A 26,457-nucleotide genomic window follows, 5' to 3' on the forward strand; every position below is an offset into this window, starting at 1 on the left:
TTGCTGCCAGTCGTCACAGAGGGTGACAGACCCCACTGACAACGCGACCGCCTCCAAGTGTGCGTCACACACCAATACCCTCCGACCGCCCCACACGTGACAGCGAACACTCATACGATATGGCCCGTGCCGAAAAGCCCCGCATGGACCCACGACGAGCTGCTGCTGGCCTGTGCCCTCGTGGTCGAGAACGGCTGGAATGAGCTGCGTGAGGGCGACCCTCGTGTGCTCGATCTCTCCGGCCTGCTCCGGTCCCTGCCCATACACCAGGGCGCTGCGCAGACTATCCCTAAGTTCAGAACCGTCGGCAGCGTCAGTCATAAAACGTCAGATCTCGCCTCGAACCATCCTGCTTATCCCGGAATCCCCACCAAGGGCGGAAAGCTGGACAAGGTGGTAATCGCCGCCTTCATCGCCCGGCCCTCCGAGATGCTCGGGGCTGCCGCTGCTCTGAGGCAGGGGATCGGTGCAGGCAAGCTGCACGTGATCCCAGAAGACCCCGACGAAGTCGACGACGACGGGAACTCGGCAGTCGAAGGCCGCCTCCTCGCTCGCTGGGCTCTGCACCGCGAACGTGACCGCGGACTCCGGGCTCGCAAGATCGCCAGGGCTGAGAAGCTGGGCCAGCCCCTGCAGTGCGAGGTCTGCACTTTCGATTTCGGCCACTTCTACGGAACCCTCGGTGCGGGCTACATCGAGGTTCACCACAGACTGCCCCTCCACATATCCGGGCCCCGCGAGACCGGGCTGGACGATCTGGCGTTCCTATGCGCCAACTGCCACCGCATGTGCCACAAGAGCCGCCCCGGTGAATCCTGGCGTACTCCCGATGCCTTGCGGGCCGAACTGAACCACTTGAGGCCCGGCTCCTGAGTAGCCGGTCGCCCCTGTCTGGGATTCACGCGACAGGCTCCAGGCCGGCCTCGTAGCGCTGCTGTGCGCGGTCAAGCAGGTTGTCGGGGTCACAGCCCTGGGCGCCCAGCCAGTGCAAGAGATCGACAATTAAGGCGGTCGCTCGCTCCTCATGCGCCCGCGGATGACTCAGAAACGGCACAGGGTCTGCCTCAGCCAGCTCCCGGTACATGCTGAGCACCCTGTCGGCGCGCCGGACCTGCACACAATCAGCACCCCCAGTGCGAGAAAGTTCGCACCAGACCATCTTGCCTGTCGCCGTCTGCAAGGTGCCCCAGTCGACTGAAAAGGCTGCTAGCAGACGCAGCCCTCGACCGCCTTCCTCCTCATCGCGCGCCACACACCCCAGAGCCGGCGGGCAATGGCTCATATCGTGCAGCTCGATTCGCAGGCGCTCACCCGTGACCTCGAGCACCAGAGTGGCGGCAGTCCCTCTACCCACGTGCTTGATCACATTGGAAGCAAGCTCACTTGCCGCCAGCTCAGCTTCATCAATTACAGCCGCGAGCCCCCACTCTGCGAGCTGCCCCCTGACCGCCTTCCGCAGATCCCGCACCCTGGTCGGCTCAGCCTCGAACGGCAGCACGCTGCGCAGCGGAGCACCGGCGTCGTAATCGGGCATGCACTCTCCTTCCGGCACCACCTCAGACCTGCACTCACCGTATCCAAACGGCTTCACTGAGTGGCATGCGTGACAGTATGTCACCGAAAGCTCTCGTGGTGTAACTTCTCACTACTCACGATCGGGTGAACCTGTTAGTGCAATAACTCATCCCAGCTCTAGCCTTCCTGAGGCTGCCGGGCCGCCTCCGGCGTAATCGGAAGGACACCCATGCCAGCCAGGGCCACCACTCGCCGACGTCATCTCGGCGCAACGATGCGCAAGCTGCGGGCCCGTGCGGGAATGACTCTGGAGGAAGCCGGGCATCTCGTCGGGGTATCCAAGGCCACGGTCAGCCGCTACGAGACAACCGAAGGCCCCGTCAAGTGGTTGGTCATCGACGCTCTGTGCCGTGAGTACGGAGCAAGTGAGCCCGAGCGTCTGGTGATTGTCGCCCTGGCCAAGGACGCCAGGCAACAGGGGTGGTGGAGCTCGTTCGCCGACCACATCCCCGAGACAATGAACCTCATGCTCACCCTCGAAGACGAGGCTGTGCGCGAGGACCACTTCTCCTGTGTGTACGTCCCAGGTCTGCTCCAGACGCGGAGCTACACGACCGCGCTTCAGCAGGCCAACGAGATGCGTCGCTCCACCGAGGAGATTGAGCGCCTCGTGAACATCCGGATGCGTCGGCAGGAGATCCTCAGCCGCCCCGACGCTCCCCACCTCTGGGCAATCCTTGATGAGTCCGTGGTTCGCCGCGTGATGGGATCCCCTGCGATCATGCACGAGCAGCTCAGCCACCTGATCACCAGCAGCAACTCCGAGAGCGTGACCCTGCAGATCCTCCCGTTCTCCCGCGGCGCTCACTCAGCGGCGCTCGGCAGTTTTGTCATCCTCGGTGGTCCTGAACCGTCGCTGGATGTGGTCTACGTCGATCTTCACGTCGGATCGGTCTTCATGGAGAAGGACGCGGAACTGATGCGCTACCGACTTGCGTTCGAATATCTGCGCGCACAAGCGTTGGACATCGAAGCTTCACGGAAGCTGATCAGCCGTGCCAAGGAGGACCTGAAGGATGACAAGGGCCAGCACTGAGATTCCGGACTGCACGTGGTTCAAGTCGTCGTACAGCGGCGGCAACGAAACAGAGTGCGTGGAAGCGGCTTTCACCGATGGGGGAACCTCAGTACGTGACAGCACGCGGCCGCACGGAGAGCGATTTCATGTGCCCTCCGCTGCCTGGAGCGACTTCGTCTGTTCAGTGCGCAGCGGTCGGCTCGGCTGAGGCGTGAAGCCAGGTGTCCCGGCACCCCTGGGCCTGGACCGTGACACCTGACACCGCCTGGGCGCCTAGCCGCACGCGCTGAGGCTGATCTGCAGTCCTTGGCTAAGAGACGCCCACTGGCACAGTTGGCACCAAGCGGGGCACTGGGGGCATCTGCAGTGGTGCCGGCACGGTCCGCCCCGCGACCCTCGTCGCGTGCACCCGCGCCTACGTCGCGGAGTCGCTCCGGGCGGGCCGGGAGTACCTGGTCACGGATGCCCTCCTGCCGTTCATCCCGTCCCTCGTGGCATGGGGCCACGACGAGGAGGCCATCGTCCGCTTCCTGGGCGAGCTGGCCCGCGCGGTGGAGCCCGCCCGGGTCACCGTCGTGTACGTCCATGGCGACCCGGAGAAGGCGCTGGGGCGCGCGATCGAGCGGGAAGGGGGCGCCTGGGGTGACTGGTATGTGCGCAAGCTCGCCGGTTCCCCCGGCACCCGGGCTGTTCACGACCTCGCGTCGGCCGCCGGTCACCTCCGCTTCGAGGCCGACCTGACGCGCCGCCTCCTCGCACGGACGCCCTGGCGGCTCCTGACCGTCGACGTCGAAGCGCTCGACGCGCGAGGGGCCTACTCCCGTACCCGCCGCCTCCTCACAGCGGAGCTGGGCCCTGCCGCGTCGGCCGGCCTGGAAGGCTAGCGGCTGCCGCTCGTCGCCAAGAGGGCTTTCAGGGGCTGTCATCGCACCCTCAAGAGGGCTGGCCAGGGGACGCCCCGAAGCCTCCGATCCCCGCCGACGCACCGGCTTGTTCCACAGTCGCCGCAGACCGCCGTCCGGCCCCTTCGCCCCTCAGCGGTCAGCGGCTCGACACGATCACCACTGTTAAAATTTGAACGATTTTGTGGGAGTGGTGTGGCTGTCGCAGGCGAGGAGCCCAAGGGGAGACATGGGTAAGCGCAAGATCCAGGACGAGGCCGAGGTGATCCGGTGGTTCGAGGAGGGTCGGACCTACCAGTGGATGATCGACGAATACCGGCGCAAGTACGGCATCGACACGGTCTCTTCGATGTGGGGGAACTTCAGGAACAGGAGAGGGCTCGATCGCCGCATCACCCGTGACGACGACCTCATTCCCTGGTTCGTCAAGGTTGAGCACCGCCACCTCTATCCGTTGATGATGCTCAGGGCGGAAGCCCGGCGCCGGGACGGACGCGAGCTGACCGAAAGCGACCGCACCCGTCTGGACAGCTGGCGGAGGACGCTCACCAAAGATGACGTCGTGGTGCACTACGACCCCGACGCCGCCGGTGGTTTCTCCTACGTCAAGCGACGTGCGGGAGACCACGACATCATCCGCCAGCCCGCGCGAAAGACCACGGCCCGGCGTCGGGCCGGCTGAGGTCCTGAAGTCGCCGGCGGCGAGTGGCTCCCTGGGCTTCTGCGCCGCCCGCGGTGCGGCACCTCCTCCCCCGGGACGGGTGCCGAAGTCGAGCAGGCAGGGGCCGTAGCCGGCCGACGAGAGCCCCTGCCTCCCGAGGCGCAATGCGCGCCTTATCACGACACTCACCCGCCAGGTGCAATCTGTGTAAAACTCATAGCCCTCTGTAATCGTCTGCTCTAGAGTCTGGCGCCTCAAAGCAATCGATGCGCCGCAACTCGCGGCTATTAACAGGAATTGGGGCCACCTTGACGGTTCCTGCTCAGTCGAACGCGCCTTCCGGTCCGCAGCCGTCTCCCAGCCGGTACTCCCGTACAGGGACCACCCGCCTGCTCTGCGCGGGGCCGTACCTGCAGGCACGATTCCGGCGCCGTGTCGTGGAAGAGCTGGTCGAGCAAGACGGGAGGGCCGTGGCGCCTTCGGTCGGGGTCGACGTGGTCCCCGTACTGGCGCACGCGTTGCGGGCGCGCAAGCTCGAGTTACAGGCCGGCGGCTTGATCGCGCTCCTGTGGACCCTGTTCTGGCTGGCGGATCTCTACGGGGACGGTTTCGGCTGGATGACCTCCTGGAGCCTGGCCGACGCGTACGGCCAGAGCTACACGGAACAGCACTTCTTCCTCCCGACGGATCTGTTCGAGGAGGGGGAAAACGTCCGGCGCTATCCGGGCGCCGGCGTCTGGGCGCTGAACTACGCGATCATCAGCGCACTGCTGTGGCTCGTGCGGAACGTGTCGGGGCGCGGCACCAGCGTGTACTCCCTGGACGGCCTGCTGCCTCCGCGCAGCGGCTGGGTCAGGCTCGCGCCCCTGGCACCCCGGTTGCTGCTGGCCCTGTACTGGGCTGCCGCGCTCGCCGCCGTATGGAACACCTCCGCGAACTGGATGGCCCTGGTCTTCCCGCTGCTGCTGGTCATCCCTGTGTGGAGGCACCGCAACGCGGTCGAGGAGATCATGTGCGACCGGCTCCGCTCCGAGACCTTCGAGCAGGAGCCCCGGGAGGAACTGACCGGGCCCGAGTGGCTCCGGGAGATCGGCCTCGCCCTCGACAGGGAACAGAACTCGGGGATCGTCCTGTACGAACCGGCGAGACCGTTCGTCGGGTCCGGCCGTCCCCTGAAGCCCTGGTCACTCGTGATGGACCTGCGCCGCAGGCCGGAATCGGAGTCGGAGCCGCTCACCGCCGCCGGAGTACTGAACTGCGTACGGGACCGGCTGGCCGATCTCGGCCGGCTTCCGATTCCACCGTCCGGTCTGGACCGCCTCAGGAAGGTGGAGATCGACGAGCTGGTCTACCTGCCGTCCGGACCTCCCAGGCACGAGGTCGATCACGGGGAGACCGCGACCACGATGCACCGGCTCGCATCGGTGGGTGAAGGCGGTGAGGCCAGGCGGCATTTCCTGCGGGTCCGGGTCAGTGCCTGGGAGCACCAGGTGGTGGTCTCGGTCCTGGTCCGCGTGCACACCCAGGGCGAGTTGCTGGTGCTGGAGGTCGTGCCGCACGTGCTGGACCCGCTCAAGCCGGAGTTCGGGCTCGTCGACGCGATCGTCGAGCGGGGCCGCGAGTACCCGGCGATGGCGGCGGCCCGGGCTCTGGTGACCGCGCCCGCCGCCGGGGTGGCGGCAGCCTTCTCCGCCGTGCGTTCGCTGGACAGCGCGGCCCGCTGGGCGCTGCGCCGCTTCGGGGAGGTGCACACATCGGGGACCGCTGCCGAGGGAGCTGCGGCGTCCGTACGCGAGATGGCCTCGGTGCGTGGCGAGTCGCCGCTCCAGCAGATGGACGTGAGCCGCTACCTGAGGACCATTCAGGAGCGCATCGGTACGGGGGCTCTCCAGGCACTGAGCGAGAAGGGCCATGACACCGGGCAGCTGGAACAGCAGATCGTCCAGGTCAGCAACGGCGGCGTCTTCATCGGGACCATGAGCGGCGGTGCGGTGGCGACGGGTCGGGGTGCCAGGGCGCGGGCCGACGGGGCGCTGCAACAGGTACTCGGGCGCCAGGACGCCCGGTAGGGAACTCCAGGACGCCAGGACGCCAGGGAGCGATCCTCAGGAAGGCCGTCCGGGGCGACGCCGATCACGAACCGCCCCGGGGGCATCGAGGGGCGGCGGACAAGCAAGCAGGGGAGCGGGGACATGGGCGGAAGCAGCGACACGGAGCGTACGGGCCGGGAGCCGGGCGCCGACGAGGACACCGGTGCGGAGCAGGCGGGCGCGGAATCGCCCGGGGAGGAACCGGCGGGTGGCATCGCCGTCGGTGAGTTCGACGGCGGGGCACTCGCGGCGGGACCGCGGGCGGAGGCCGAGGACGCCGGCAGGCGGATCGGCCGGCCGCGCGGCGGGAACGTGTCGCCGCCGCCCGTGTTGCCTCCGGTACCGGGTGGTATCTCCATCGGCCGCATGACCGGGGGCGCCGCGGCGTCGGGCCCCGACGCGAAGGCCACCGACCGGTCCGAACGGTTCATCGAGGCGACGCCGCAGTTGGTCGACGCGCTGCGGTTGCTGCGCGGCGAGTCGGGTGAGCTCCGGGCGGAGGCAGCCGAGGCCGAGCGGGAGATCGAGACCACCGGCGGGGTGCAACCGGGCCGGCTGCGGCGGTTGGCGGCGCTGGCGGGCCGGGCGGCCGGGTCCGTGGGCGGGCAGACGGCTGCCGGGGTGGCCTCCGGAGTGATCACGGGAATGCTGTCATGAGGGGATGGAACTCCGAGGGGCAGCTGTGGCAGCCGTCCCCGGCCCCGGACACCGGACAGTCGTACGCCCTGGAACGGAGCCTGCGCATCGCGGCCGTCGCGGTGGCGGTCGCGGTCGTGGGCACGGTCGCCTTCGGGGGCGGACGGCTGCTGTTCCGCGACGACGGGAAGCAAGGAGTGGAGGCCTCCGCGGAGGCGACCCCCAGCGGGGCCGAGGAGGGCACAACCGCCCCGGGGGCCGGCGGGACCGAGGAGGGCGGCGCCGACAGCGCGTCCCCCACCGCCGAGGAGCCGCCGCCGGGATTCGTGATGGAGGAGGACACCGAGGGCTTCGGTGTCCAGGTCAGGGAGGGCTGGCAGCGCCGGGAGGACCCCCGCGACGAAGGCACCGTCGTCTTCTACGAGACGGACGGCGGGGAGGGCTTCCTTCAGATCTACCGGATCTCCGAGGAGGGCTACACGCCGTACGACGCCCTGGAGGAGACGGACCGGCTGGTGGGGGAGGCCGCCGGTTACCAGCGTCTGCGGCTGGACGAGTCGGAGCCCGGCGACGAGTCGCAGGCCGCGGAACTGGAGTACCGCGTGCCGCGTGACGACGGGACGATCCGGCAGTCGCTGCTCCGGGCCTTCGTCGCCGAGGACGGGGTGCGGTGGGCGGTTCTCGTCGCCGGGCCCGAGGACGAGTGGGATGCCACGTACGCGGAGTCGGCCTCGGTGGCGGCCGCCTCGTTCTGCCCGCAGGGCTACTGCCCGGCCGGCTCCTGAGCCCGTACGCCACGTGTGAAATGCCTTCCGCCGAGGCGCACAGGTTCGACAGGACACTGGCGGTCCTCGACGCGACCTGTGCCGCGAAGACCTCCCTGGCCAAGATCATGCGTGCCCTTGAGACCTCGTACCAGGAGAAGGCGCTGAAGCGGTACGAGGACGAGAGGTACGACTACCGCGAGATGCGCCTGCGTGCCCTGTCCCAGGCCGAGGACGTCCTTTCCTGACACTCCACCGAGCCCTACCGGACTTCACCCGCGGCGGATCCGGCCGTATGACGCGTCCGCCGAGCACTGCAATCACACACCCATTGAAGGAGTTCACCATGCGCAAATTCTCTGCCGCGGCCGTCGGCGCCGTGTTCGTCGGCATGAGCCTCGCCGGTCCCGTGCCCAGCGCGTCCGCCGCTCCGGCGGCCACGTGTTGGGACAACTTCGAGAATGCTCGCGACGGTTACGTGTACGCCTACAACGGCTACAACTGTGAGGGGCAACTCGGCCTCGCGATCGGCGACGACCAGAACTGGGGCGACTCCGGGGGCAGCTTCCAGGGGTCGGACAACAACAGCGCGTCCTCGGTCCTGAACAAGGGGCTGTACTCACAGGTCAAGTTCCTCGCGAACCCGAACATCGGAAACAACTTCAACCCCCACATCTGCCTGACCCGGGCCGAGGGCTTCGCCTCGAACCTCAGCGACAACTACTTCGAGAACGAATCGATCTGGGGCAGCGCCAACAACAGCATCAGCTCCCACATCTGGGTCCCCCGGACCGCGTGCACCGCCCTCGCGACGTGACCGTTCTCTGACCGGCCGCTCCACTCGGCATCCCGGCATCACCCAGCCCGGCGGAACCGGCTTCGGCGGAAGCGGCTTCGGCGGAACCGGCTTCGGCGGAAGCGGCTTCGGCGGAACCGGCTTCGGCGGAAGCGGCTTCGGCGGGCCGGGTGATGCCGACCGCGTGGGGGATCGCGGAAAACCGTGGCTCGCCCGGCTGTCCGCCGAGCCGGGCCGGGCCGGCGGGAGCGGGCCTCACAGCCAGCCGTGTTCCCGCGCGATGCGGGCGGCGACGTGGCGGTTCTCCGCGCCGAGCTTCATCGCCGCCGCCGAGAGGTAGTTGCGGACGGTGCCGCTGGACAGCGAGGCGCGGGAGGCGATGTCCGCGACCGGGGCCCCGTCCTCGGCGTACGACAGGAGTTCCGCCTCGCGGGGCGTCAGTGGGGAGTCGCCCGCGGCGATGGCGTCGGCCGCGAGTTCCTGGTCGATGTAGCGTCCGCCGTTGTGGACGGTGCGGATGATCTGTGCGAGGTCGTGCGCCGACACCGTCTTGGGTACGAAGCCGCGCACCCCGACGCTCAGCGCGCGCTTCAGGGCCCCTGCACGGGCGTGGCTGGTGACGATCATCGCGGCGCAGCCGGGCACGGAGTCGCGCAGCTGTCCGGCGACGCCCACGCCGTCGAGGCCGGGCATCTGGAGGTCGAGCACGGCGACGTCGGGGCGGTGCGCCCTGGCCATCGCCAGGGCCTCGTCGCCGGTCCCGGCCTGCGCGACGACGGTGATGTCGTCCTCCAGGGTGAGGAGCGAGGCGAGCGCGCCCCTGATGAGGTGTTCGTCGTCCGCGAGCAGGACCGTGATCATTCGTCATCCTCCCAGGGGACGCGTGCGGTGAGACGGAAGCGTCCGCCGGAATAGTGTTCGGTGCTCAGTGTGCCGCTCAGTCCCGCCAGGCGTTCCTTCAGCCCGGTCAGTCCTGTCCCCGCGCCCGGTGGCGCTTCGGACGCGCCGTCGTTCTCGATGACCAGCAGGGCCTCGGTCCGGCCCGCCGTACGCAGTGCCATGGTGCAGCTGGAGGCGCCCTGTGCGTGGCGGAGCACGTTCGTCGTCCCCTCGCGAACCACCCAGCCGAGGGCTGACTGCACGTCGGCGGGCAGACGGCCCGCCGGTCCGTATTCGATGCGGCAGTCGATGCCCGCGGCCTCCAGGACGGAGCGTGCTCCGGCGAGTTCGGTGTGCAGGTCTGCGGTGCGGTAGCCGCGGACCACGGAGCGGATCTCCCTCTGCGAGTCCCGCGCGATGCGCTGCACCTCCACCATGTGCTCGACGGCCTCGGGCCGGCCGCGCTGCGCCAGTTGTGCCGCGAGTTCGCTCTTGAGCGCCACGACGGCGAGGTTGCGGCCGAGGACGTCGTGCAGGTCACGGCCGAAGCGCAGCCGTTCCTCGGCGACGGCGAGGCGCGCCTGTGTCTCCCGTGCGGCGGCCAGCTGCTCGACCAGCCGGACGCCCCAGCCGGAGGCCAGGGACGCCGAGGCCATGAACGGGACCATGACCACGGTGGCACCGATGAGCAGGCCCAGGTTCTCCCCCGTCAGGCCCGCCACGACGCTTCCCGCCAGGGACGCGACCGCGACGGCGGCCACGAGTCCCGCTCCCCGACCGAGCCGCAGCGCCAGCACGGGCGGTCCGGCGTAGAACATCAGCAGCCACACCATGTAGGCCGTCAGCTCGCTGTCGTCGATGCGGCCGGACGACAGCAGCGCACATCCCAGTGCCGCCATGGCCGTGGTCAGGGCCGTGTACACCACGACGAGCAGGTAGGGCCGGGGAGCGAGGGCGAGGTAGTGGTTCAGGGCGGCACGCCACAGCAGGAGCTGGACGCCGGCGTGCATCACGCCCAGCACGGCCACGATCGCCGGCACCACCGCCCCGGCGTCGCTCCGCACGATCCAGAGCGTCCACAGACCGATCTCGCTGACGGACAGGACCCCGACGCTGTACACCGCGTAGCTGCGGTACTGGCTGGGGCCGTCCGGGCCCCCCAGCCTCTCCACCCAGTCCTCCACGCTCATGGTGCTCATGGTTCCCACTTCCTCGTCCGGGGGCCCGGAGTACGCGATTGCGCGGTGTCAGCCGCGGGGGCTCCAACGGAACCACTGCCGCACTCCGAGGGCCGCCACACCTGTCCAGGCCAGAGCCGCGAGCAACAGCCGGATCTGGTCGACGGCGCCGAGGCTGCCCGTCCAGCCGCCCTGCAGGAGGTCCATCACCGGGGAGAAGGGCAGCCAGGCACTGATGTCGCCGGCCACGCCAGGCAGTACATCACGCGGTACGAACATCCCGGAGCCCATCATGCTCAGCAGCCAGAACGGCAGGAACGTCAGCTGTGCGCTCTCTGCCGTCCGGGTGACCGCGGCCGTCAGCGCTCCCGCAGCCACGAGCATCGCCCCGCCCACCAGCAGGCCGAGGACCACCAGGTGCGGCGCCGCGGGCGCGGGAGCGTCCAGCACCACCGTCAGGCCGATGATCAGCAGCACGCTCTGCACGAGCGCCAGCATCAGGGCCGGGAGCGCTCCGCCGGCGAAGATCTCCCAGTCGCGGACCTCGCCCGTACGCAGCCGCTTGAGCACGAGGCTCTCGCGGCGCGTGACGTACACCCCGACCAGGTTCGAGTAGACGGAGAAGATCAGTGCCAGCCCCAGCGAACCGGGCAGCAGGACCGTGGCGATCGACAGGCCGGTGCCGCCCAGGTCCAGGCTCTTGACCACGCTCCGCATCGAGAAGGCGGTGACGGCCGGCACGAGCAGGGCGGTGAACAGTGCCGCCCTGCTGCGCATCAGCAATGTGAGCTCCGCGCGGCCGAGGGCTGCCAGCCGGCTCACCACACTGCTCCGCGCGGGCGCGGGCGCGGTCTTGTCCGGTCGGGTCACGCTCGCGGTGGTCGTCATCGCGTCTCCTCCTTGTCCAGGCCCTTGGCGATCTCCATGAAGGCCTCTTCCAGTGATGCGGACCGGGCGTCGAGTGCGTGCAGGGTGACACCCGTGTGCCGGGCCCAGGTGAGCAGTTCCGTGGCGGTGCGCTGTAGGTCCCGGGTCTCCAGCAGGACCGTTCCGCCCTCGGTCGAGTGCCGGGTCACGCCCATCGGTGCGAGCGGCGGAAGTTCGCCGAGGAAGCGGTCCCGGGGCAGCTCGAAGCTGATCCGGGAAGGCCGCTCGGCCACCACGTCGGCCACCCGCCCGGTCGTGGCGATCAGCCCCTTGTGCATGATCGCGAGCCGGTCGGCGAGCTGTTCGGCTTCCTCCAGGTAGTGCGTCGTGAGCAGCACGGTCGTGCCCTGGAGCTTGAGTTCGCGGATCAGGTCCCAGGTGTCGCGGCGGGACTGGGCGTCGAGGCCGGTCGTCGGCTCGTCGAGGAACAGCACCTCGGGCCGCCCGAGCAGGGCGAGCGCGAGGTCGAGGCGGCGGCGCTCGCCGCCGGAGAGCTGCTTGACCCTCACCTTGCGCCGGTCGGACAGGTTGGTCAGCGCGAGTGCCTCGTCGGCGGGACGGGCGCCGCTCGTGCAGCCGGCCCACATCTGTACGGTCTCCAGGACCGTCAGCTCCGGCGGGAAGCCGCCTTCCTGGAGCATCACGCCGATGCGGTGCCGCACGGCGGCCCGGTCGCGGAACGGGTCACGGCCGAGCACCTGGACGGTGCCGCCGGTGGGGAGCGCCTGGCCCTCCAGGAGTTCGAGGGTGGAGGTCTTCCCCGCGCCGTTGGTGCCCAGCAGGGCGAACAGTTCTCCACGGGCGACCGTGAAGTCGATGCCGCGTACGGCGTCGAAGCCCCGGTAGCTCCGTTTCAGTCCGACGGTTTCGATGACTGTGTTCATGCGTTCCACACTCCCGGCGATCGTGGCCGGGCGGCAGTGCGGTGTGTCATCGGGTCCGTATGACGCCCGTAACGGGGAGACATGACAGGCGTCATACGGGCGGTCGTCCGGAGGGCGCACGGCGGACCGCACCGCTCCCGTGGCCCGGGTGCCGCCGCACACGGGAAATCCCCGGTGCGCAATTGCGGACCGGGGATTTCCTCACGTATATTGGATGTTTCTGTGTGCCCACAGAAAAGGCCCCTCACCGGGGGCCACTAAGCAACACCATATCCGGCAGGGAGCGATTTTGTCAACTCGCGAAAACGTCGAATTGCAGAAGGAGCAGCAATTCATCGACCGGCTCCACGACCGTGTCGACACGCTGCGCGGGGTCACCGCGCAGCACGTCGAGGACGCGTTGACGCCGGTCGGGAACGGCCTGCAGGCCCGTCACGAGCGCGATGTGCTCGTCGCCGAGCGTTCCGGTCTGCTGGCGTCCCTGAATGCGGTGGACGGCTCGCTGTGCTTCGGCCGTATCGATCTCCACGACGGCGCCGCGCACCATATCGGCCGTATCGGAATTCGTGAGGACGACACCGAACACACGCCCCTTCTGATCGACTGGCGCGCACCGGTGGCAAGGCCCTTCTATCTCGCCACCGGACACACGCCCATGGGGCTGCGCCGGCGCAGACACATCACCACCGACGGCCGGACGGTGACCGAGCTGCACGACGAGATCCTCGACCTGGGGGACCGCGAGCGCAGCGGCTTCGAGGACCCGAGCGGTGACGCCGTGCTCCTCGCCGCGCTGAGCTCCGCCCGCACCGGCCGCATGGGCGACATCGTGCGGACCATCCAGGCGGAGCAGGACCGCATCATCCGCGCCCCGCACCGTGGGGTCCTCGTCGTCGAGGGCGGCCCGGGCACCGGCAAGACGGCGGTGGCTCTGCACCGGGCGGCCTTCCTGCTGTACGAGCACCGTGAGCTGCTGGCCAAGCGCGCGGTCCTGGTCGTGGGACCCAACCCGGCCTTCCTGCGCTACATCGGCGAGGTGCTGCCCGCCCTCGGTGAGACGGGCGTCATGCTCGCCACGCAGGCCGAGCTCTTCCCGGGTGTCCACGCCCACGGCACGGACACCCCGCGCGCGGCGGCCGTCAAGGGCGGCGCGGGGATGGCCGAGGCCCTCGCCCTCGCCGTACGCGACCGGCAGGCCCTGCCCGAGCCCGGCGCTCCGGTGGTGATCCCGCACGACGACGGTGACCTCGTCCTGGACTGGGAGATCGCCTACGAGGCCCGGCAGGCGGCCCGCGAGACGCGGCTGCCGCACAACCTCGCCCGGCCGTACTTCACGTTCAACGTCATCGACGCCCTCACCCGGCAGCTCACCGAACGCATCGGCGCCGACCCGTACGGCGGCCCGAACTTCCTGGGTCCGGACGACGTCGCCCAGCTCGGCAAGGGCGTCGCCGCGAGCGAGGAGGTGCACGCCGCCGTAGGGGACCTGTGGCCGGTGCTCACCCCCGAGGAGTTCCTCACCGGCTATCTGGCCGAGCCGGTGTACGTACCGGACGAGGACGCGGAGGCCATCCGGCGCGCTCCGGGCGGCACGGACGCGGAGTGGACCCCGGCCGACGTGCCGCTCCTGGACGAGGCGGCCGAGCTGCTCGGGTCCGACGACAGTGCCGAGCGGGCCGCCGCCGAGGCCGAGCGTCAGGAGCGTGTCGCCTACGCGCAGGGCGTCCTGGAGCTGTCCCGGGGCTCGGAGTCGTACGAATTCGAGGACGAGGAGTCCGAGTTCCTGGCGGCCCACGACATCATCGACGCCGAGCGGATGGCGGAGCGGCAGGAGGAGGCCGACCACCGCAGCGCGGCGGAGCGGGCCGCGGCCGACCGGACCTGGGCGTTCGGGCACATCATCGTCGACGAGGCGCAGGAGCTGTCGCCCATGGCCTGGCGGCTGCTGATGCGCCGGTCGCCGACCCGCTCGCTGACCCTGGTCGGCGACCCGGCGCAGACGTCCGAGGAGGCGGGTGTCGGCTCCTGGGAGCGGATCCTGGAGCCGTACGTCGGCGACCGCTTCGAACATGTGCGGCTGGGGGTCAACTACCGTACGCCCGCCGAGATCATGGAGCTGGCGGCCAGGGTGGTACGGGCCCAGGACCCGTCCTTCGAGCCGCCCGGTTCGGTGCGGTCCACCGGTGAGACGCCGTGGACCAGGGATGCCGGGGCCGATCTGGCGGGCGCGGTGGCGCGGGCCGTCGAGGAGCTGACGCCCGAGGAGGGGCGACTCGCGGTGATCGCGCCGCGTGAGCTGCACGAGGAGATCGCGGCTCCGCTCGACGGGGTCACGGCGGGCGCCGAACCCGACCTCACCCGCCCGGTGGTGCTGCTCGGTCCGCGCGAGGCGAAGGGGCTGGAGTTCGACCACGTACTCGTCGTGGAGCCCGGACGGTTCGGGACGAGCGACCTGTACGTGGCACTGACCCGCGCCACGCAGCGCCTGGGCATCGTGCACCGCGAGGAGCTGCCCGAGTCGCTGCGCTGAGGGGCACTACGAGTGGGCACAGGGCTCGGTGGACCTCGGCACCGGCCCTGTCCGAGCCCCGACAGCGTCCTGCGGCGCGGCGCTCCTCGTTCCGGAAAGTTCTGTCGGGCCGTCTCTTCCCGTGCCACAGTGAATCGCGTGAGGCCCGGGTTCGTTCGGGCCGGGAGGGCGCAGGATGTCTGGGGGACGAGTGGAATCCGGAACCGACTTGCCCGGCAACGGTCAGTTGCACCCTGTGCGCGATCTGGTGCGCTCGGTCGTGGAGGCCGTCGCGCCGGATGAACTGCCGCTCGTGGAGGGGCTCCGCCGCTTCGACGACGCCACGGTGACGCGGCGGCTGAGCCGCAAGGACGCACGTCGCGAGCCCCTGGGATTCGGCATCGGAGAGGTCGCCGCGCTGGTGACGCCCGTCGTGTGGCTGGTGCTCGACGGGGTGGCGCAGCAGATGGTGACCACGACGGTGGACAACACTTCGAGAAAGGTGATGGCCGTCGTGCGGCGGCTGTCCCGGCGACCGGCCCCGATAGCAGCGGTCCCGGCGCTGACGCGGGAGCAGATGGCCTGGGTCCGAGGGCTGATTCTGGCGGCGGCCGAGCAGCGTGGGCTCCCGGCCGAGCGGGGCGAGGAGATCGCCGATGCGGTGGTGGCCCGGCTGGCTCTGTCCGACGAGTCGGACGCACCCGCGCCGACACAGGATCCGCCGGCGGATCCGGGCGCCGAGGGTCCGGCCACCGGGCAGCACTAGGTGTCCGCCGGTTTCGGAGCGGATGAGCGGCTTCGGATCGACGAGAAGGTCCTGGGCGCGGGAACGGGTCCCCGGTTCGTCGCCCTGCTGCTTCTGATGCTGACTGCCGGCGGGGCAATGATCCTGGAGGTGTTCAGGGTCCTGGCCGATGGGGACGTGACCGGATGCACCCTGGCAGCAGGTGTGGACCCCGCTGACGGCAGTTACTGGAACACGTCGCTCAGCATCACCGGCCAGGGCGTTGCCTTTCGGTCCTGCATGTCCATCTGGGCTCCCGCGCCACCGTGGTGGCAGATTGCCTGCTGGCCCTTACTGCTGATGGTCATGGCCGGGCTGCTTTTCGCCGTACTCCCGCGGTGGAAGGCCCGCCGCAGCCGTGTCGTCCCGCTGGAGTCGGTCGACCCAGGCGGTGCGCTCCTCGCCCAGCTCGACGCGCTGTGCGCCACGACGGACGTGGAGTCACTCCCCCGGGTGGTGATCGACCCCGCGTCGACTTCGGTCGGCGCAGTGGTGTTCGGCCGGACCCGCCGTCCCGTCATCTGTCTGCACGGCGGCCTGCTCGCCCTCCGCCGCAGCGATCCGAAGAGGTTCGAGGCGGTGCTGCTGCACGAGCTCGCCCACATCGCCAACCGTGACATCACGCTGACCTACCTCACGGTGGCCCTGTGGCGGGTCTTCCTCGCGCTGGTGCTGCTGCCGTACATGGTCTGCCTGGGCTATGTGATGTACGGGGTGGCCGCGGACGGCGGCGTGCCGCAACTGGACCGGGCGGGGGCACTGGCCGTCGTCATGGTCGTGCTGCTGTACCTCGCCCGCTCCGACACCCTGCGGAGCCGGGAGATCTACGCCGATCTGACCGCAGTGCGCTGGGGGGCGGACGCGCACGGCTGGTCGGTCACCACCACGCCGCACCGGAGTGCGGCGCGCCGCGCTCTCGACTCGTTCCTGGAACTGTGGCGCACACACCCGCGTTGGGGTCTGCGCCAGGGGGCACTCGCCGACCCGGCGCCGCTGTTCCGCGTCGCGGTCCTTCCCCTCTTCCTCCTCGGCACCGTGCCCGTCATGGCCGTGCCCCAGGTCATCCGGCAGATCGCTCTGTACCGCGTCAACTTCACCAACAACCTGATGGCGATCCTGGTCGTGGTCCCCGGTGCGCTGGTGGCCGGGGTGATCGTGGTCGCCCTGTGGCGGGCGGTCGCGTACGCCCTGCTGACCCGTACCCGAATGCCCTCCGGAGCGCGGGCCGGAGGATGGCTGGGGGCCGGGATGTCGGTCGGCCTGGTCGTGAGCGGCTTCGGGGCGGGCTGGTCCTGGCAGCCGGAGCGACCGCTGATCCTGCTCGTACCCGTGGCGGCGGGGGCGGCCTTCGGATGGTGGGTCACGCAGTGCGCACGCCTGTGGATCGGCGCCTCGCGCGGCCGGACCCTGCGCCCCGCGCTCGCGCTCTGTGTGACTGTCTCCTCCGTTGCCATGATGTCGTGGCTCACGTGGTGGCTGCTCGCAGGGGTCACGTATCTGAACAGGACCAGTCCGACCGCCCAGATGGTCGCCCGCGACATTCTGCGATGGCTTCCCTCCGCGGATCCGGCCGGTGATCTGGCCGAGGTCCCCGGCATCGCCGTGGTGCAACCGCAGTTGGGCAACATCGCCGATACACCGATGGGCGCCCTGGCGATCACCCTCCTGTGGGTCCTGCCGCTGCTCGCCCTGACGAAGGGCCCGGCAGCGGGCAGCCCGCATTGGGAGCCGACCCGTGCGGCTCTGGCGGAAGGCCCTGTGGCATCGCTGCGCAAGGTCGTACGCCCCGGGCTGGCGGGTGGGGCGCTGGCGTGCCTGGCCGTCGTGGCCGTCCAGGCGTACGTCCACACCGGGCAACCGGTACCGGAGGCACGGGGCGGCCTCTACGCCCTGCGCTACGCCTGGCTTCTGCTGCTGGCACTGTGTCTGCCGGCAGCCGTGGCCGCCGCCGTGGCGAGCACCGCAGACCGGCGCTACCGTCTGCTGTTCGCTCTGATAGCCGGTCAGGTGGCAGCTTTCGTGGGGCTCGTCGCCATGGCCCTCCTCGTGTCCGTGGACGGCTGCATCACTCCCCTCGACGTCCTGTCCGACAGCTGCGCCTGGCGGCCGGCCTGGTGGCGGCCGCTGTTCCCGTTCACGTATGTCCTGAACAACGCCCTTGCCCTCTCCGCGATCGCCGCCGTCGTCACCGCTCTGGTCACCGGTGTTCTCCACCGTCGCCGGCCACCGAGCACACGCGTCACCGGTCATGTGGCCGCACGGACCCGTGGAACTCGCGCTCAGCTCCTCGTAGTGGGGCTGTTGTGTGCCGCGTCCGTCGCGGCCACCGCGACGGACGGAGCTGTCCGGAGGTACCAGCTCGGCCTCAGCACCAATGCCATTACGTACCAGCGCGACCTGGTGCAGAACTGGGGTCTCCCGGACCCGCAGCTTTCGGAGCACACCCGCCTCAGGCAGCTCCGGGCCTGGTATCGCCTCGGCGGCGACGAACTCATAGACGTGGCGATCTCGTACGACCAGCGACTGACCGCCACCCTTCGTGCGGTACAGACCGAGAAGGACCGCTTCAGTGCGTTGCACCGGGAGATTTCGCCGGTCTGCGACGACTGGGAGACGGCCGCGTGGTTCGAGACACTGTGGTTCCGCGTGCCCGCCGATCCGGTCGTACGAGCCGACTGGCATCAGATGGTCACCTGGGCGGACACCGGAAGCCGTCGCTGCACCCAAGCGCTGGACGCACGCGACACCAAGGCCCTGCTGGATGCCCTGCGCAACCTGAGAGCGGCTGCCCACTGCGCCGAATCCGTCAACGCCGGAATCGACGGAATCCTTCGTGAAGGCGGCTATCGGGGCACCTCACGTCCGGCCGCGACGGGCTCCACGGCCGTCTGTGACCACACCGGCCGGAACCCGGCTTCAGGGCGACCGTGATGCGGCTTCGACATGTCCCACCACAGGAATCCCCGGCCACTGCCTACTTGCACCCGGCGCTCGGGACCCGGGATTCGGGATCCGAGCGTCGTGGAGGGCCGGTTCACACTTTCGGGGCCCGGAATCATGGCTTCCGCCCGACGCCCGAGCTTCGGGATCCGGGGGCCGGGATCCGAGGGCCGGGATTCGAGCGGTGCCTTTCAACCGGTAGGGAAAGAAGGGGGTTCGGGAAAACCTCCCCACCCTCCCTGACCCGTCACGGCCAGCAAGTATGACTAATCGTGACCGACTTGCGGCGGAGAGTCGCGACTGCCTACGGTGCGAGAACCGAACGACCCCGACGCGGTGTTGGACGCACCAGGCCGGGGTCTGACCGCAAGATCGAAAGAGCGATCCCGTGGCTACCGAGCACCTTAACTTCGCCTTGCGCGCACCCGCATCCTCGCGCCCGTACCCGATGGCCAAGCCCGGTTACGGCAAGCGCTCCATGCCCGGCCAACGCCCGCGCGGCGCCCATGACTTCGCCTTGCTTCCCGCCCGCGAGCGGTACATCGCCGGGTTCATCGACCAGCTTCCCGACGGTGCCTCGATGGACGTCAAGAGCCTCGCCAAGCAGCTGCCGCTGTACGGGCAACAGGCCGTCGGCTCGGCGCTGAAGGCGCTGGCCACCGCCGGATACCTTCGCCGCGTGCGGTGCCTCGTCGGCGAGCCGGGTCAAGTGCGCTGGGTCTCACGGACGTTCTGGTCACGCACCGCGCGCGACAACGAGTGGTGGGCCGCCACCGAGGTCACCCCGGCGGCCTCATCCGGCACTGTGCCCCCGCCGCCGCCCTGGGTCCCCACGGAGGTCCCCACGGAGAGCCCGGAGCCGGAGGACACTGGTGCCGCCGCCCCGCTTACGGCGCCGCCCGTCTCAGCCACACCGGCCACACCGGCCGCGTCCGAAGCGCCCGCCGCGCCTTCCCTGGCCGCCGTGCCTCCCCTGCCCGCCGCGCCTTCCGCGCCCGAAGCGCCTTCCGTGCCCGCCGCGCCTTTCGTGGCCGCCGCGCCTACCCTGCCTTCCCTGCCCGCCGCGCCTCCCGTGGCCGCCGCCGTGCCCGCCGTGCCGCAGCAGCGGACCCCCGCCCCCGAAGGCCCCTCCCCCGCGTACCTCGCGCTGGCGCAGCTCGGCCGCGTCGACTCCCGCCTGACCCTCTCGGCCGCCGACTGCGCCGTCCTGGAGGCGCTGGCCGTCGAATGGCTCGCACGCGGCGTGAACACGGACTACCTCACGCAGGCCCTCACCGCCGGACTCCCCGCCCGGGTCGACTCCCCCGTCGGCTTCGTCCGCCGCCGCCTCACGGACAAGATCCCGCCGCACGTCCCCACCGCCTCGACGCCGCCCGCGCCCCCCGCACCGGGCGCGCCCGTGCACCGCGTGATGCTGGAGTGCACCAAGTGCGGCACCCCGGGCCGCCCGGAGGCCCTGCCCGACGGCCTGTGCCGGCCGTGCAGGCAGCCCGTGGAGGGTGCCGCACCTGAGACGCCCCTCGGCCTGCCCACCGAGCGGGACGTCCGTACGCTCGCCGCAGGACTCAGGGATCTGCTCAAGTCCCCCTGATCAGACGGCAGTCACCGCCCGAAGGATCAGGCGTACGAGTTCACGCTGACGGGACGGGTCCCGGTGTACGGCGTCCACCCCTGGAGGGTGGCGGGCAGGCCCACACGCGTGTTGCAGTTGATCACCTGGAAGTGCAGATGCGGTGCCGTGGACGCGCCCGTGCTGCCCGAGTAGCCGACGATCCGGCCCTACGGGACCCAGTCGCCCGGCTCGTAGAACGACTGGTTCAGGTGCGCGTAGTGGGTGCACTGCCCGTTCGAGTGCCTGATGATCACCTCGATGCCGTTCTGCCAGTACGGCGACCAGTTCGAGATGACGATCGTGCCCGCTTGCGCGGCGGACACCTCGTAGTTGGCCGGGAGGCCGAAGTCCCAGGCGTACTCGTTGTAGGGGCCCGTGTGCGAGTACGTCCCTTCCGGCCCCTGGGTGACCGTGTAGGCCTCCCCCGCCGGGTAGGGCAGCTCGTAGTAGTAGTCCACGGCGGCTGCCGGGGACGCCCCCGTCATCGTGATGCCCACCGCCGTCAGCAACGCACTCGCCCCAACCGCCACGCGGCGCAGAACCCTCTTCTTCCCGCCCATACGTGTCTCCGTTTCGTGTGTCACGAGCACCGGAATCCGCATCCCCGTCGGGTGCGGAGGAATGCAAGGATCCGGTCCTGGACACCCCTTCGACAAGGGCCGCAGGGCCCGGAGGGGGCCCTGTGCCGCCCCCGCCAACCCCCTGGTCCGGATTGGGCCCCCCTACCGGGCCGCAGGACACTTGACGGAGGCACGGGCGGGCCTCAGCCCACCAGCAGGTCGCGCTTCAGGTCGCGGATGTCCCGGGCGTCGAGGCCGAGCGCCTCCTTCTCGTAGGCGCCGAACGAACCGAACTCCTGCCCGACCTCGTCGAAGCCGGAGTTGAGATACTCGGCGCGGACGTCCAGCAGCGGCTTGTACACCGCGGCCTGCTCGGCGGGCATCGAGGCGAGGGCCTCGGCGTTGGCCTCGGCCCGGTAGTCGTTGGAGGCCAGGTAGTCCGCCATGACCGTGGAGCGCGGGACACCGAGCGCGGTGAGCAGGGCGGCGTTCGCCCAGCCCGTGCGGTCCTTGCCGGCCGTGCAGTGGAAGACGACGGCACGCGAGGCATCGTCCGCGATCCCGCCGAAGACCGTGCGGTAGGCGGCCTTGGCGGTGTCACCGCTGACCATGAACTTCTCGCCCTCGACCATCATCCCGACGCTCTCCTCCGGGGTCGTCGGCATCTCGGTGAAGGCGGGCGACCCCGCCAGCACGTCGGCCACGACGTGCTCGGCACCCGCCGGGAGGCGGTCGGGTGCGGCCGAGCGCTCGGACTCGGTGCGCAGGTCGTGGACCGTGCGGATCGACAGCCGCCGCAGTTTCGCCAGATCGGCGGTGGTCAGCTTGTCCAGGGCGTCGGAGCGGTAGATCTCGCCCATCTTCACCCAGCGGCCGTCGGCGGTGCGGTAGCCGCCCGCGTCACGGAAGTTGACGGACCCTTCGAGCGCCACGAGCCGGTCGGCGAGGCGCAGGGAGCCGCCGCGCGCGGGCACCAGGTCGAACCACTGGCGGTCGGCGGCGCGCAGCCCGCGGACGATGACCTTTCCGGTCGCGCCACCGGACGCCACGGTGCGCCCGTTCGCCTTGACGGCGACACGGCGTACGCCGGGCGCCTTCCACTCCACCGTGTAGGAGCCGTCGTCGGACGCGGTGACCTCGGCCTGCGTGAACGGAATGCGCGCGTGCGCGTCCCGCGCGGAGGGGGCGGGAGCGCCGTGCGCCGAGACTGCGGGGGCGGTGAGCCCCACGAGGAGTGCGGCGGCCAGGGCGCAGGAGGAGGCCTTCACGCGAGTCATGTGCATCATGCATAGAGCTTCGGCGGGTTCGGAGGTCCCCCTCGCAACGAGTGGTGAACGCGGGTGGAAACCGAGCGGAAATCCCGGTGCGGTGCCGCGTCGGTGGCGGCGTCAGCCGCCCTCGTACGGACGGGGCTTGACCAGCCCGCTCTGGTAGGCGATGACGACGAGCTGGGCACGGTCGCGGCAGTGGAGCTTGTTCATGGCGCGCTGGATGTGACTGCGGACCGTCAGGGGGCTGACCACGAGCTGTTCGGCGATGTCGGCGTTGGACCTGCCGTGGGCCGCCAGGGCCATGACCTCGCGCTCGCGGTCCGTGAGGGCGGCGAGCCCCTCCGGCGGTGCGAGCGGTTCGTCGTCAGGGGTGGCCAGGAAACGACTGATGAGCGCTCTGGTCGCTGTGGGAGAGAGCAGGGAGTCCCCGGCGGCGACCGTGCGGATGCCGGTCAGGAGGACGTCCGGGCCGACGTCCTTGCCGAGGAAGCCGCTGGCACCGGCTCGCAGTGCCTCGGCGACGTTCTGGTCGTTCTCGAAAGTGGTGAGGATCAGGACGCGGGTGGCCACCAGTTCCGGCCGGGAGCAGATGTCGGTGGTGGCGGTCAGACCGTCGGTGCCGGGCATGCGGATGTCCATGAGGACAACGTCGGGGGTGTGTTCGCGCGTGAGCGCGATCGCCTCCTGCCCGTCGGCGGCCTCGCCGACCACGGTCATACCGGGGTCCGACTCGATGAGGATGCGGAAGGTGGCCCGCAGCAGAGCCTGGTCGTCGGCGAGCAGGACGCGGATGGTCATGAGGCGGTGCTTTCGTCGTGGCTGTCCAGGGGAATGGTGCAGGCGACCTCGAATCCGCCCTGCGGGCGGGGCCCCGCCCGGAAGGTGCCGCCGGTCGCGAGGGCGCGCTCCCGCATGCCGAGGAGTCCGAAGCCCTGGCCCGGGTCGGGCCGGGCCGCAGGACGGGTGGAGGACTCGTCGTTGGTGACCGTGAGGGTGAGGAAGCGCTGGGTGTAGGTCAGCCGGACGCGAGCGGTACCGGTGGCGGCGTGCTTGGTCACGTTGGTCAGGGCTTCCTGGACGATCCTGTACGCGGTCAGGCCGAGCCCCGACGACAGGGGTTGCGGCTGTCCCTCCGTCGTGACGGTGACCACCAGCCCGGCCGCCTCGCAGGCGGCGACCAGTTCGGGCAGTTGCTCCAGGCCGGGCGCGGGGGCCAGGCCGTCGGGGGTGTCGGTCTCCTGGCGCAGCAGGCCGACGGTCGCCTTGAGTTCGCGCAGGGCGGCGGCGGTCGTCCCGGAGAGCTTGCCCAGCATCTCGTACGCCCGGTCGGGGTCGGCCCGCGCGAGGTGAGAGGCGGTTCCGGCCTGGGCGTTGGCCAGCGCGAGGTGGTGGGCGACCACGTCGTGGAGCTCGCGCGCGATGCGCATGCGTTCCTGGACCACGCGGTGGCGCGCCTCCTCCTCCCGCTCGCGGAAGATGTGCTCGGCGCGTGCGGCGGCGTAGTCGCGGCGGACCCGCACGTAGCTCCCGAGGGCGGCCGACAACAGGATCCAGGCACCGGGGTTGGCGATGCCGATGATCCAGTAGGAGTGGAATTCGGTGTGCCAGACGCCGGACACGACCGTCACCGCGGTGGTCACCAGCGCCCAGCACCAGGCGGCCACGCGGTTGGTCCGCAGACCGGTGGAGTACTGGGCGGCCAGCAGAGGGCTCAACAGGACGGGCGTCATGAGATAGCCCATCACGCCTTCGACGGCGGCACACGACGCGGTCGCCACCAGGACCGGCACCGGATGGCTGCGACGCCAGACCAGCGCGGCGCAGGCGAGCGCGGACAGCACGAGGCCGGGCCACGGGGTGCTGCGGCCGGGCACCGTCCAGTGGCTCAGGAGGGTGCCCGCGACAGCGGTCACGAACAGCAGCGCGAGCGTCATGACCTCGGCGGTGCGGGGGCTGAACGTGGCCCGTCGCCGCCAGGTGGTGCTCATCGTGGGATCTCCGAGGTCGGGACGGATACGGCCATCGTGACAGACACGGGTCGCGGAGCCGCCGACGACGGCTCCGCGACCCGCTGGGCGTGCCCGCTCAGGTGCGGACCGGTTCCTGCGGGCGGACGCCGCCGGAGGGGTCCTGCACGGGAGCCGGCTCCCGGGTCAGCCCCGTGCCCTCGATGTCGACGCGGGGCAGCACCCTGTCGAGCCACCGGGGCAGCCACCACGCCCGGTGCCCGAGCAGGGCGAGGACGGCGGGGACGAAGGCCATGCGGATGACGAAGGCGTCGAGGAGAACGGCGACCGCGAGGCCGAAGCCCATGGTCTTGATCATGGATTCGCCGGATCCGACGAATCCGGAGAAGACCGCGATCATGATCACCGCCGCCGCGGCGACCACCCGGGCGCTGTGCCGGAAGCCGGTGACGACCGCCTGCGCGGGACGCTCCCCATGGACGTACGCCTCGCGCATCCGGGCGACGAGGAACACCTCGTAGTCCATGGCCAGACCGAACACGATGCCCACCAGGAAGATCGGCATCAGGCTCATGACCGGCCCGGCCTGCTCCACCCCCAGCAGCTCCGCGCCCCAACCCCACTGGAAGACGGCCACGACCGCGCCGAGCGACGCCAGGACCGACAGCAGGAATCCGAAGGCGGCCTTCACGGGCACCAGCACCGAGCGGAAGACGACCATCAGCAGCACCAGGGACAGCAGCACGATGACGGCCAGGTACGGCACGAGGGCGTCCTGCAACGACTGGGCGACGTCGATGTTCATCGCGGTGGAGCCGGTGACCTCGAAGGTCGCCCCGGTCGCCTCCTCCAGACCGGGCCGCTCCGCCCGGATGGTGTGCACGAGGTCCTTGGTGGTCTGGTCGCTCGGACCGGTGGAGGGCACCGCGGAGAAGAGCGCGGTGTCGCCCGCCGCGTTGAACTGCGGCGGGGAGACGGACACCACGCCGTCCGTGCCCTTGATCCGCTCGGCGATCGAGGCGGCTGCGGCCTGCGGGTCGGCCGCGCCCCGGACGTCGGTGACGACCGTCAGCGGACCGTTGAAGCCCGCGCCGAAACCGTCGGCGAGCGCGTCGTAGGCGCGCCGCTCCGTCGACGAGACCGGCTTGGCCTCCGCACCCGGCATGCCCATGTCCAGGTCGGCGGCGGGCAGGGCGAGCACACCGAGCCCCACGACACAGGCCACCAGCACCGCGACCGGGCGGCGCAGCACGAACCGGGCCCAGCGTGTGCCTCCGTTGTCCTCGGCCCCGCCGTGCTGCCCGGCGGCGGCCCGGGAGTCACGGCGCCGCGCCTTCCGGGAGAGCACCGCGTCCGGCCACATCCCGAGGAGGGCGGGCACCAGCGTCAGCGCGACCAGGACTCCGATGACGACGGCCCCGGCGGCACAGAGCCCCATCTTCGTCAGCATCGGAACGCCGATGACGGACAGTCCGGCCAGCGCGATGACGACGGTGAGACCCGCGAAGACCACGGCCGATCCGGCCGTGCCGACGGCGAGACCCGCCGCTTCGGTGGGCACGTGGCCGTTCGCGCGCTCCTCGCGGTAGCGCGACACGACGAGCAGGGCGTAGTCGATGCCGACGGCGAGGCCGAGCATCGAGGCGAGCGTGCCGGTGGTCATGGACAGCCCGAGGGCGCTGCCGAGGGCGAGGATCGCGCACATGCTGACGCCGACGCCTATGACAGCGGTGAGCAGCGGCAGCCCCGCCGCCGCGAGAGAGCCGAAGGTGATCAGCAGGACGACGGCGGCGAGCCCGATGCCGATGACCTCACCCGCCCCGCCCGCGGCCGGCTGCGTGGCGAGCGCGGTGCCGCCCACCTCCACGGTGAGTCCGGCGTCCCGGGCCTCGCCGATGACGCTCTCCAGCGCCTCCTTGTCCGCGTCGGTGAGGTCACCTGCCGCGACCCTGTAGCTGACGGTGGCGTACGCCGTGGAGGCGTCCTCGCTCACCGCGCCGGCCTGGAAGGGGCTCACGGCACCGGCGACCTTGGGCTGTCCGGCCGCCTCCTCCACCAGCGTCTCGACGGCGGCGCGGTGACCGGCCGCCGTCACCTTCTGCCCGTCAGGGGCGATGAACACGATCCGTGCGTCGGCGCCGTCCGCGTCCGAGCCCGGGAAGCGCTCGCCGATGAGGTCGAACGCCTTCTGCGCCTCGATGCCGGGCATGAAGGACGTGCCCTCGTCACCGGCGCCGGGAGCCTTGGCGGCACCGGCCCCGACGGCGCCGAGGACCACGGCCCACAGGAGGACCACGAGCCAACGCCGCCGGAAGGCGGCGCGGCCCATGCGATACAGGAAGGTAGCCACGAGTCTGAGATCTCCGCATCCGATGTGGGGTACTGCTCAAGACTCGCGAAACGGGGCTTCTCCGGCGTCGTGCGCCTACCGTCACTTCCGCCTGGTGCGCTCGCACGAGCCGGGCCACGGTCTCCTCCTCAGGAAGGAGCGGCACGCCAGGAAG

General features: G+C 70.4%; 24 protein-coding genes and 1 pseudogene. 14 read left to right on the forward strand and 11 right to left on the reverse strand.

Features of this window, described 5'->3' with window-relative positions:
• Window positions 1-126: 126 nt before the first annotated feature.
• Entirely contained in the window at window positions 127-873 is a 747-nt protein-coding gene (locus HED23_RS30030; RefSeq protein WP_203186480.1) for an HNH endonuclease, read from the forward strand.
• 25 nt (window positions 874-898) lie between these two features.
• Here the strand turns inward: HED23_RS30030 and HED23_RS30035 are convergent, their stop codons facing one another.
• Window positions 899-1,534: an ATP-binding protein gene (locus HED23_RS30035; protein ID WP_203186481.1), complete on the reverse strand. Its 636-nt coding sequence runs from the start codon at window positions 1,532-1,534 to the stop codon at window positions 899-901.
• Between the two features lie 210 nt (window positions 1,535-1,744).
• Here HED23_RS30035 and HED23_RS30040 point away from each other — a divergent pair, with 210 nt between their 5' ends.
• From HED23_RS30040 to HED23_RS30080, 9 genes are all read left to right on the forward strand, one after another.
• Complete coding sequence (locus HED23_RS30040; protein ID WP_203186482.1) at window positions 1,745-2,611, forward strand: helix-turn-helix domain-containing protein; 867 nt, start codon at window positions 1,745-1,747, stop codon at window positions 2,609-2,611.
• Complete coding sequence (locus tag HED23_RS30045) at window positions 2,592-2,801, forward strand: DUF397 domain-containing protein (RefSeq protein ID WP_203186483.1); 210 nt, start codon at window positions 2,592-2,594, stop codon at window positions 2,799-2,801. Before HED23_RS30040 ends, HED23_RS30045 begins: the two co-directional genes overlap by 20 nt.
• A 283-nt stretch (window positions 2,802-3,084) precedes the next feature.
• Window positions 3,085-3,477, forward strand: a complete 393-nt coding sequence (locus HED23_RS30050) for a hypothetical protein (RefSeq protein ID WP_338019615.1) — start codon at window positions 3,085-3,087, stop codon at window positions 3,475-3,477.
• Between the two features lie 247 nt (window positions 3,478-3,724).
• On the forward strand, window positions 3,725-4,177 hold the full coding sequence (locus HED23_RS30055) for a hypothetical protein (protein WP_238442167.1): 453 nt from the start codon (window positions 3,725-3,727) through the stop codon (window positions 4,175-4,177).
• Between the two features lie 449 nt (window positions 4,178-4,626).
• On the forward strand, window positions 4,627-6,225 hold the full coding sequence (locus HED23_RS30060; protein ID WP_238442168.1) for a hypothetical protein: 1,599 nt from the start codon (window positions 4,627-4,629) through the stop codon (window positions 6,223-6,225).
• 123 nt (window positions 6,226-6,348) lie between these two features.
• Complete coding sequence (locus HED23_RS30065; RefSeq protein ID WP_203186485.1) at window positions 6,349-6,903, forward strand: hypothetical protein; 555 nt, start codon at window positions 6,349-6,351, stop codon at window positions 6,901-6,903.
• Window positions 6,900-7,667 (forward strand): hypothetical protein, encoded by a 768-nt coding sequence (locus HED23_RS30070; RefSeq protein WP_203186486.1) that lies wholly within the window; start codon window positions 6,900-6,902, stop codon window positions 7,665-7,667. The genes HED23_RS30065 and HED23_RS30070 overlap by 4 nt, the downstream gene beginning before the upstream one ends.
• Window positions 7,668-7,687: 20 nt before the next feature.
• A complete protein-coding gene (locus HED23_RS30075; protein ID WP_203186487.1) occupies window positions 7,688-7,894 on the forward strand; it encodes a hypothetical protein in 207 nt (68 codons plus the stop codon).
• 98 nt (window positions 7,895-7,992) lie between these two features.
• Window positions 7,993-8,463 carry a hypothetical protein gene (locus HED23_RS30080; protein WP_203186488.1) on the forward strand — a complete coding sequence of 157 codons (471 nt, stop codon included), beginning with the start codon at window positions 7,993-7,995 and terminating at the stop codon, window positions 8,461-8,463.
• Between the two features lie 38 nt (window positions 8,464-8,501).
• On the opposite strand, the pseudogene HED23_RS36150 reads toward HED23_RS30080, so the two are convergent.
• The 5 genes and pseudogenes from HED23_RS36150 to HED23_RS30105 form a co-directional block, all read right to left on the reverse strand.
• A pseudogene (locus HED23_RS36150) lies at window positions 8,502-8,588 on the reverse strand (pentapeptide repeat-containing protein); the annotation flags it as partial.
• A gap of 109 nt (window positions 8,589-8,697) precedes the next feature.
• Window positions 8,698-9,303 (reverse strand): response regulator transcription factor, encoded by a 606-nt coding sequence (locus HED23_RS30090; RefSeq protein WP_203186489.1) that lies wholly within the window; start codon window positions 9,301-9,303, stop codon window positions 8,698-8,700.
• Window positions 9,300-10,520, reverse strand: a complete 1,221-nt coding sequence (locus tag HED23_RS30095; RefSeq protein ID WP_420803058.1) for a sensor histidine kinase — start codon at window positions 10,518-10,520, stop codon at window positions 9,300-9,302. The genes HED23_RS30090 and HED23_RS30095 overlap by 4 nt, the downstream gene beginning before the upstream one ends.
• A 48-nt stretch (window positions 10,521-10,568) precedes the next feature.
• Entirely contained in the window at window positions 10,569-11,387 is an 819-nt protein-coding gene (locus HED23_RS30100) for an ABC transporter permease (RefSeq protein ID WP_203186490.1), read from the reverse strand.
• Window positions 11,384-12,310 carry an ABC transporter ATP-binding protein gene (locus HED23_RS30105; protein WP_203186491.1) on the reverse strand — a complete coding sequence of 309 codons (927 nt, stop codon included), beginning with the start codon at window positions 12,308-12,310 and terminating at the stop codon, window positions 11,384-11,386. Before HED23_RS30105 ends, HED23_RS30100 begins: the two co-directional genes overlap by 4 nt.
• Window positions 12,311-12,623: 313 nt before the next feature.
• Here HED23_RS30105 and HED23_RS30110 point away from each other — a divergent pair, with 313 nt between their 5' ends.
• From HED23_RS30110 to HED23_RS30125, 4 genes are all read left to right on the forward strand, one after another.
• Complete coding sequence (locus HED23_RS30110) at window positions 12,624-14,840, forward strand: HelD family protein (protein WP_203187695.1); 2,217 nt, start codon at window positions 12,624-12,626, stop codon at window positions 14,838-14,840.
• 190 nt (window positions 14,841-15,030) lie between these two features.
• Window positions 15,031-15,585, forward strand: a complete 555-nt coding sequence (locus tag HED23_RS30115) for a hypothetical protein (RefSeq protein ID WP_238442169.1) — start codon at window positions 15,031-15,033, stop codon at window positions 15,583-15,585.
• Complete coding sequence (locus HED23_RS30120; RefSeq protein WP_203186493.1) at window positions 15,586-18,534, forward strand: M48 family metallopeptidase; 2,949 nt, start codon at window positions 15,586-15,588, stop codon at window positions 18,532-18,534.
• Window positions 18,535-18,931: 397 nt separating this feature from the next.
• Complete coding sequence (locus HED23_RS30125) at window positions 18,932-20,134, forward strand: MarR family transcriptional regulator (protein ID WP_203186494.1); 1,203 nt, start codon at window positions 18,932-18,934, stop codon at window positions 20,132-20,134.
• Between the two features lie 188 nt (window positions 20,135-20,322).
• Here the strand turns inward: HED23_RS30125 and HED23_RS35770 are convergent, their stop codons facing one another.
• From HED23_RS35770 to HED23_RS30150, 5 genes are all read right to left on the reverse strand, one after another.
• Window positions 20,323-20,715: a M23 family metallopeptidase gene (locus tag HED23_RS35770; protein WP_274383043.1), complete on the reverse strand. Its 393-nt coding sequence runs from the start codon at window positions 20,713-20,715 to the stop codon at window positions 20,323-20,325.
• A 203-nt stretch (window positions 20,716-20,918) separates the two neighbouring features.
• The gene (locus tag HED23_RS30135; RefSeq protein ID WP_238442170.1) at window positions 20,919-21,992 is read right to left on the reverse strand and encodes a tyrosine-protein phosphatase; all 1,074 of its coding nucleotides are present in this window, start codon (window positions 21,990-21,992) and stop codon (window positions 20,919-20,921) included.
• Window positions 21,993-22,103: 111 nt separating this feature from the next.
• Window positions 22,104-22,784 carry a response regulator transcription factor gene (locus HED23_RS30140; RefSeq protein WP_203186496.1) on the reverse strand — a complete coding sequence of 227 codons (681 nt, stop codon included), beginning with the start codon at window positions 22,782-22,784 and terminating at the stop codon, window positions 22,104-22,106.
• Entirely contained in the window at window positions 22,781-23,974 is a 1,194-nt protein-coding gene (locus HED23_RS30145; RefSeq protein ID WP_203186497.1) for a sensor histidine kinase, read from the reverse strand. Before HED23_RS30145 ends, HED23_RS30140 begins: the two co-directional genes overlap by 4 nt.
• Before the next feature lie 97 nt (window positions 23,975-24,071).
• Complete coding sequence (locus HED23_RS30150) at window positions 24,072-26,303, reverse strand: MMPL family transporter (RefSeq protein ID WP_203186498.1); 2,232 nt, start codon at window positions 26,301-26,303, stop codon at window positions 24,072-24,074.
• Window positions 26,304-26,457: the final 154 nt, after the last annotated feature.

It is taken from the genome of Streptomyces pratensis (genome assembly GCF_016804005.1).
GTDB lineage: Bacteria > Actinomycetota > Actinomycetes > Streptomycetales > Streptomycetaceae > Streptomyces > Streptomyces pratensis_A.

Excerpts from the sequence above, each read along its gene's own strand:
- HED23_RS30055 (WP_238442167.1), top strand. The coding sequence starts at position 3,725 with ATGGGTAAGCGCAAGATCCAGGACGAGGCCGAGGTGATCCGGTGGTTC.
- HED23_RS30040 (WP_203186482.1), top strand. The coding sequence starts at position 1,745 with ATGCCAGCCAGGGCCACCACTCGCCGACGTCATCTCGGCGCAACGATG.
- HED23_RS30140 (WP_203186496.1), bottom strand. The coding sequence starts at position 22,784 with ATGACCATCCGCGTCCTGCTCGCCGACGACCAGGCTCTGCTGCGGGCC.
- HED23_RS30100 (WP_203186490.1), bottom strand. The coding sequence starts at position 11,387 with ATGACGACCACCGCGAGCGTGACCCGACCGGACAAGACCGCGCCCGCG.
- HED23_RS30090 (WP_203186489.1), bottom strand. The coding sequence starts at position 9,303 with ATGATCACGGTCCTGCTCGCGGACGACGAACACCTCATCAGGGGCGCG.
- HED23_RS30145 (WP_203186497.1), bottom strand. The coding sequence starts at position 23,974 with ATGAGCACCACCTGGCGGCGACGGGCCACGTTCAGCCCCCGCACCGCC.
- HED23_RS30070 (WP_203186486.1), top strand. The coding sequence starts at position 6,900 with ATGAGGGGATGGAACTCCGAGGGGCAGCTGTGGCAGCCGTCCCCGGCC.
- HED23_RS30045 (WP_203186483.1), top strand. The coding sequence starts at position 2,592 with ATGACAAGGGCCAGCACTGAGATTCCGGACTGCACGTGGTTCAAGTCG.
- HED23_RS30080 (WP_203186488.1), top strand. The coding sequence starts at position 7,993 with ATGCGCAAATTCTCTGCCGCGGCCGTCGGCGCCGTGTTCGTCGGCATG.
- HED23_RS30065 (WP_203186485.1), top strand. The coding sequence starts at position 6,349 with ATGGGCGGAAGCAGCGACACGGAGCGTACGGGCCGGGAGCCGGGCGCC.
- HED23_RS30095 (WP_420803058.1), bottom strand. The coding sequence starts at position 10,520 with ATGAGCACCATGAGCGTGGAGGACTGGGTGGAGAGGCTGGGGGGCCCG.
- HED23_RS30105 (WP_203186491.1), bottom strand. The coding sequence starts at position 12,310 with ATGAACACAGTCATCGAAACCGTCGGACTGAAACGGAGCTACCGGGGC.
- HED23_RS30135 (WP_238442170.1), bottom strand. The coding sequence starts at position 21,992 with ATGACTCGCGTGAAGGCCTCCTCCTGCGCCCTGGCCGCCGCACTCCTC.
- HED23_RS30035 (WP_203186481.1), bottom strand. The coding sequence starts at position 1,534 with ATGCCCGATTACGACGCCGGTGCTCCGCTGCGCAGCGTGCTGCCGTTC.
- HED23_RS30075 (WP_203186487.1), top strand. The coding sequence starts at position 7,688 with ATGCCTTCCGCCGAGGCGCACAGGTTCGACAGGACACTGGCGGTCCTC.
- HED23_RS35770 (WP_274383043.1), bottom strand. The coding sequence starts at position 20,715 with ATGGGCGGGAAGAAGAGGGTTCTGCGCCGCGTGGCGGTTGGGGCGAGT.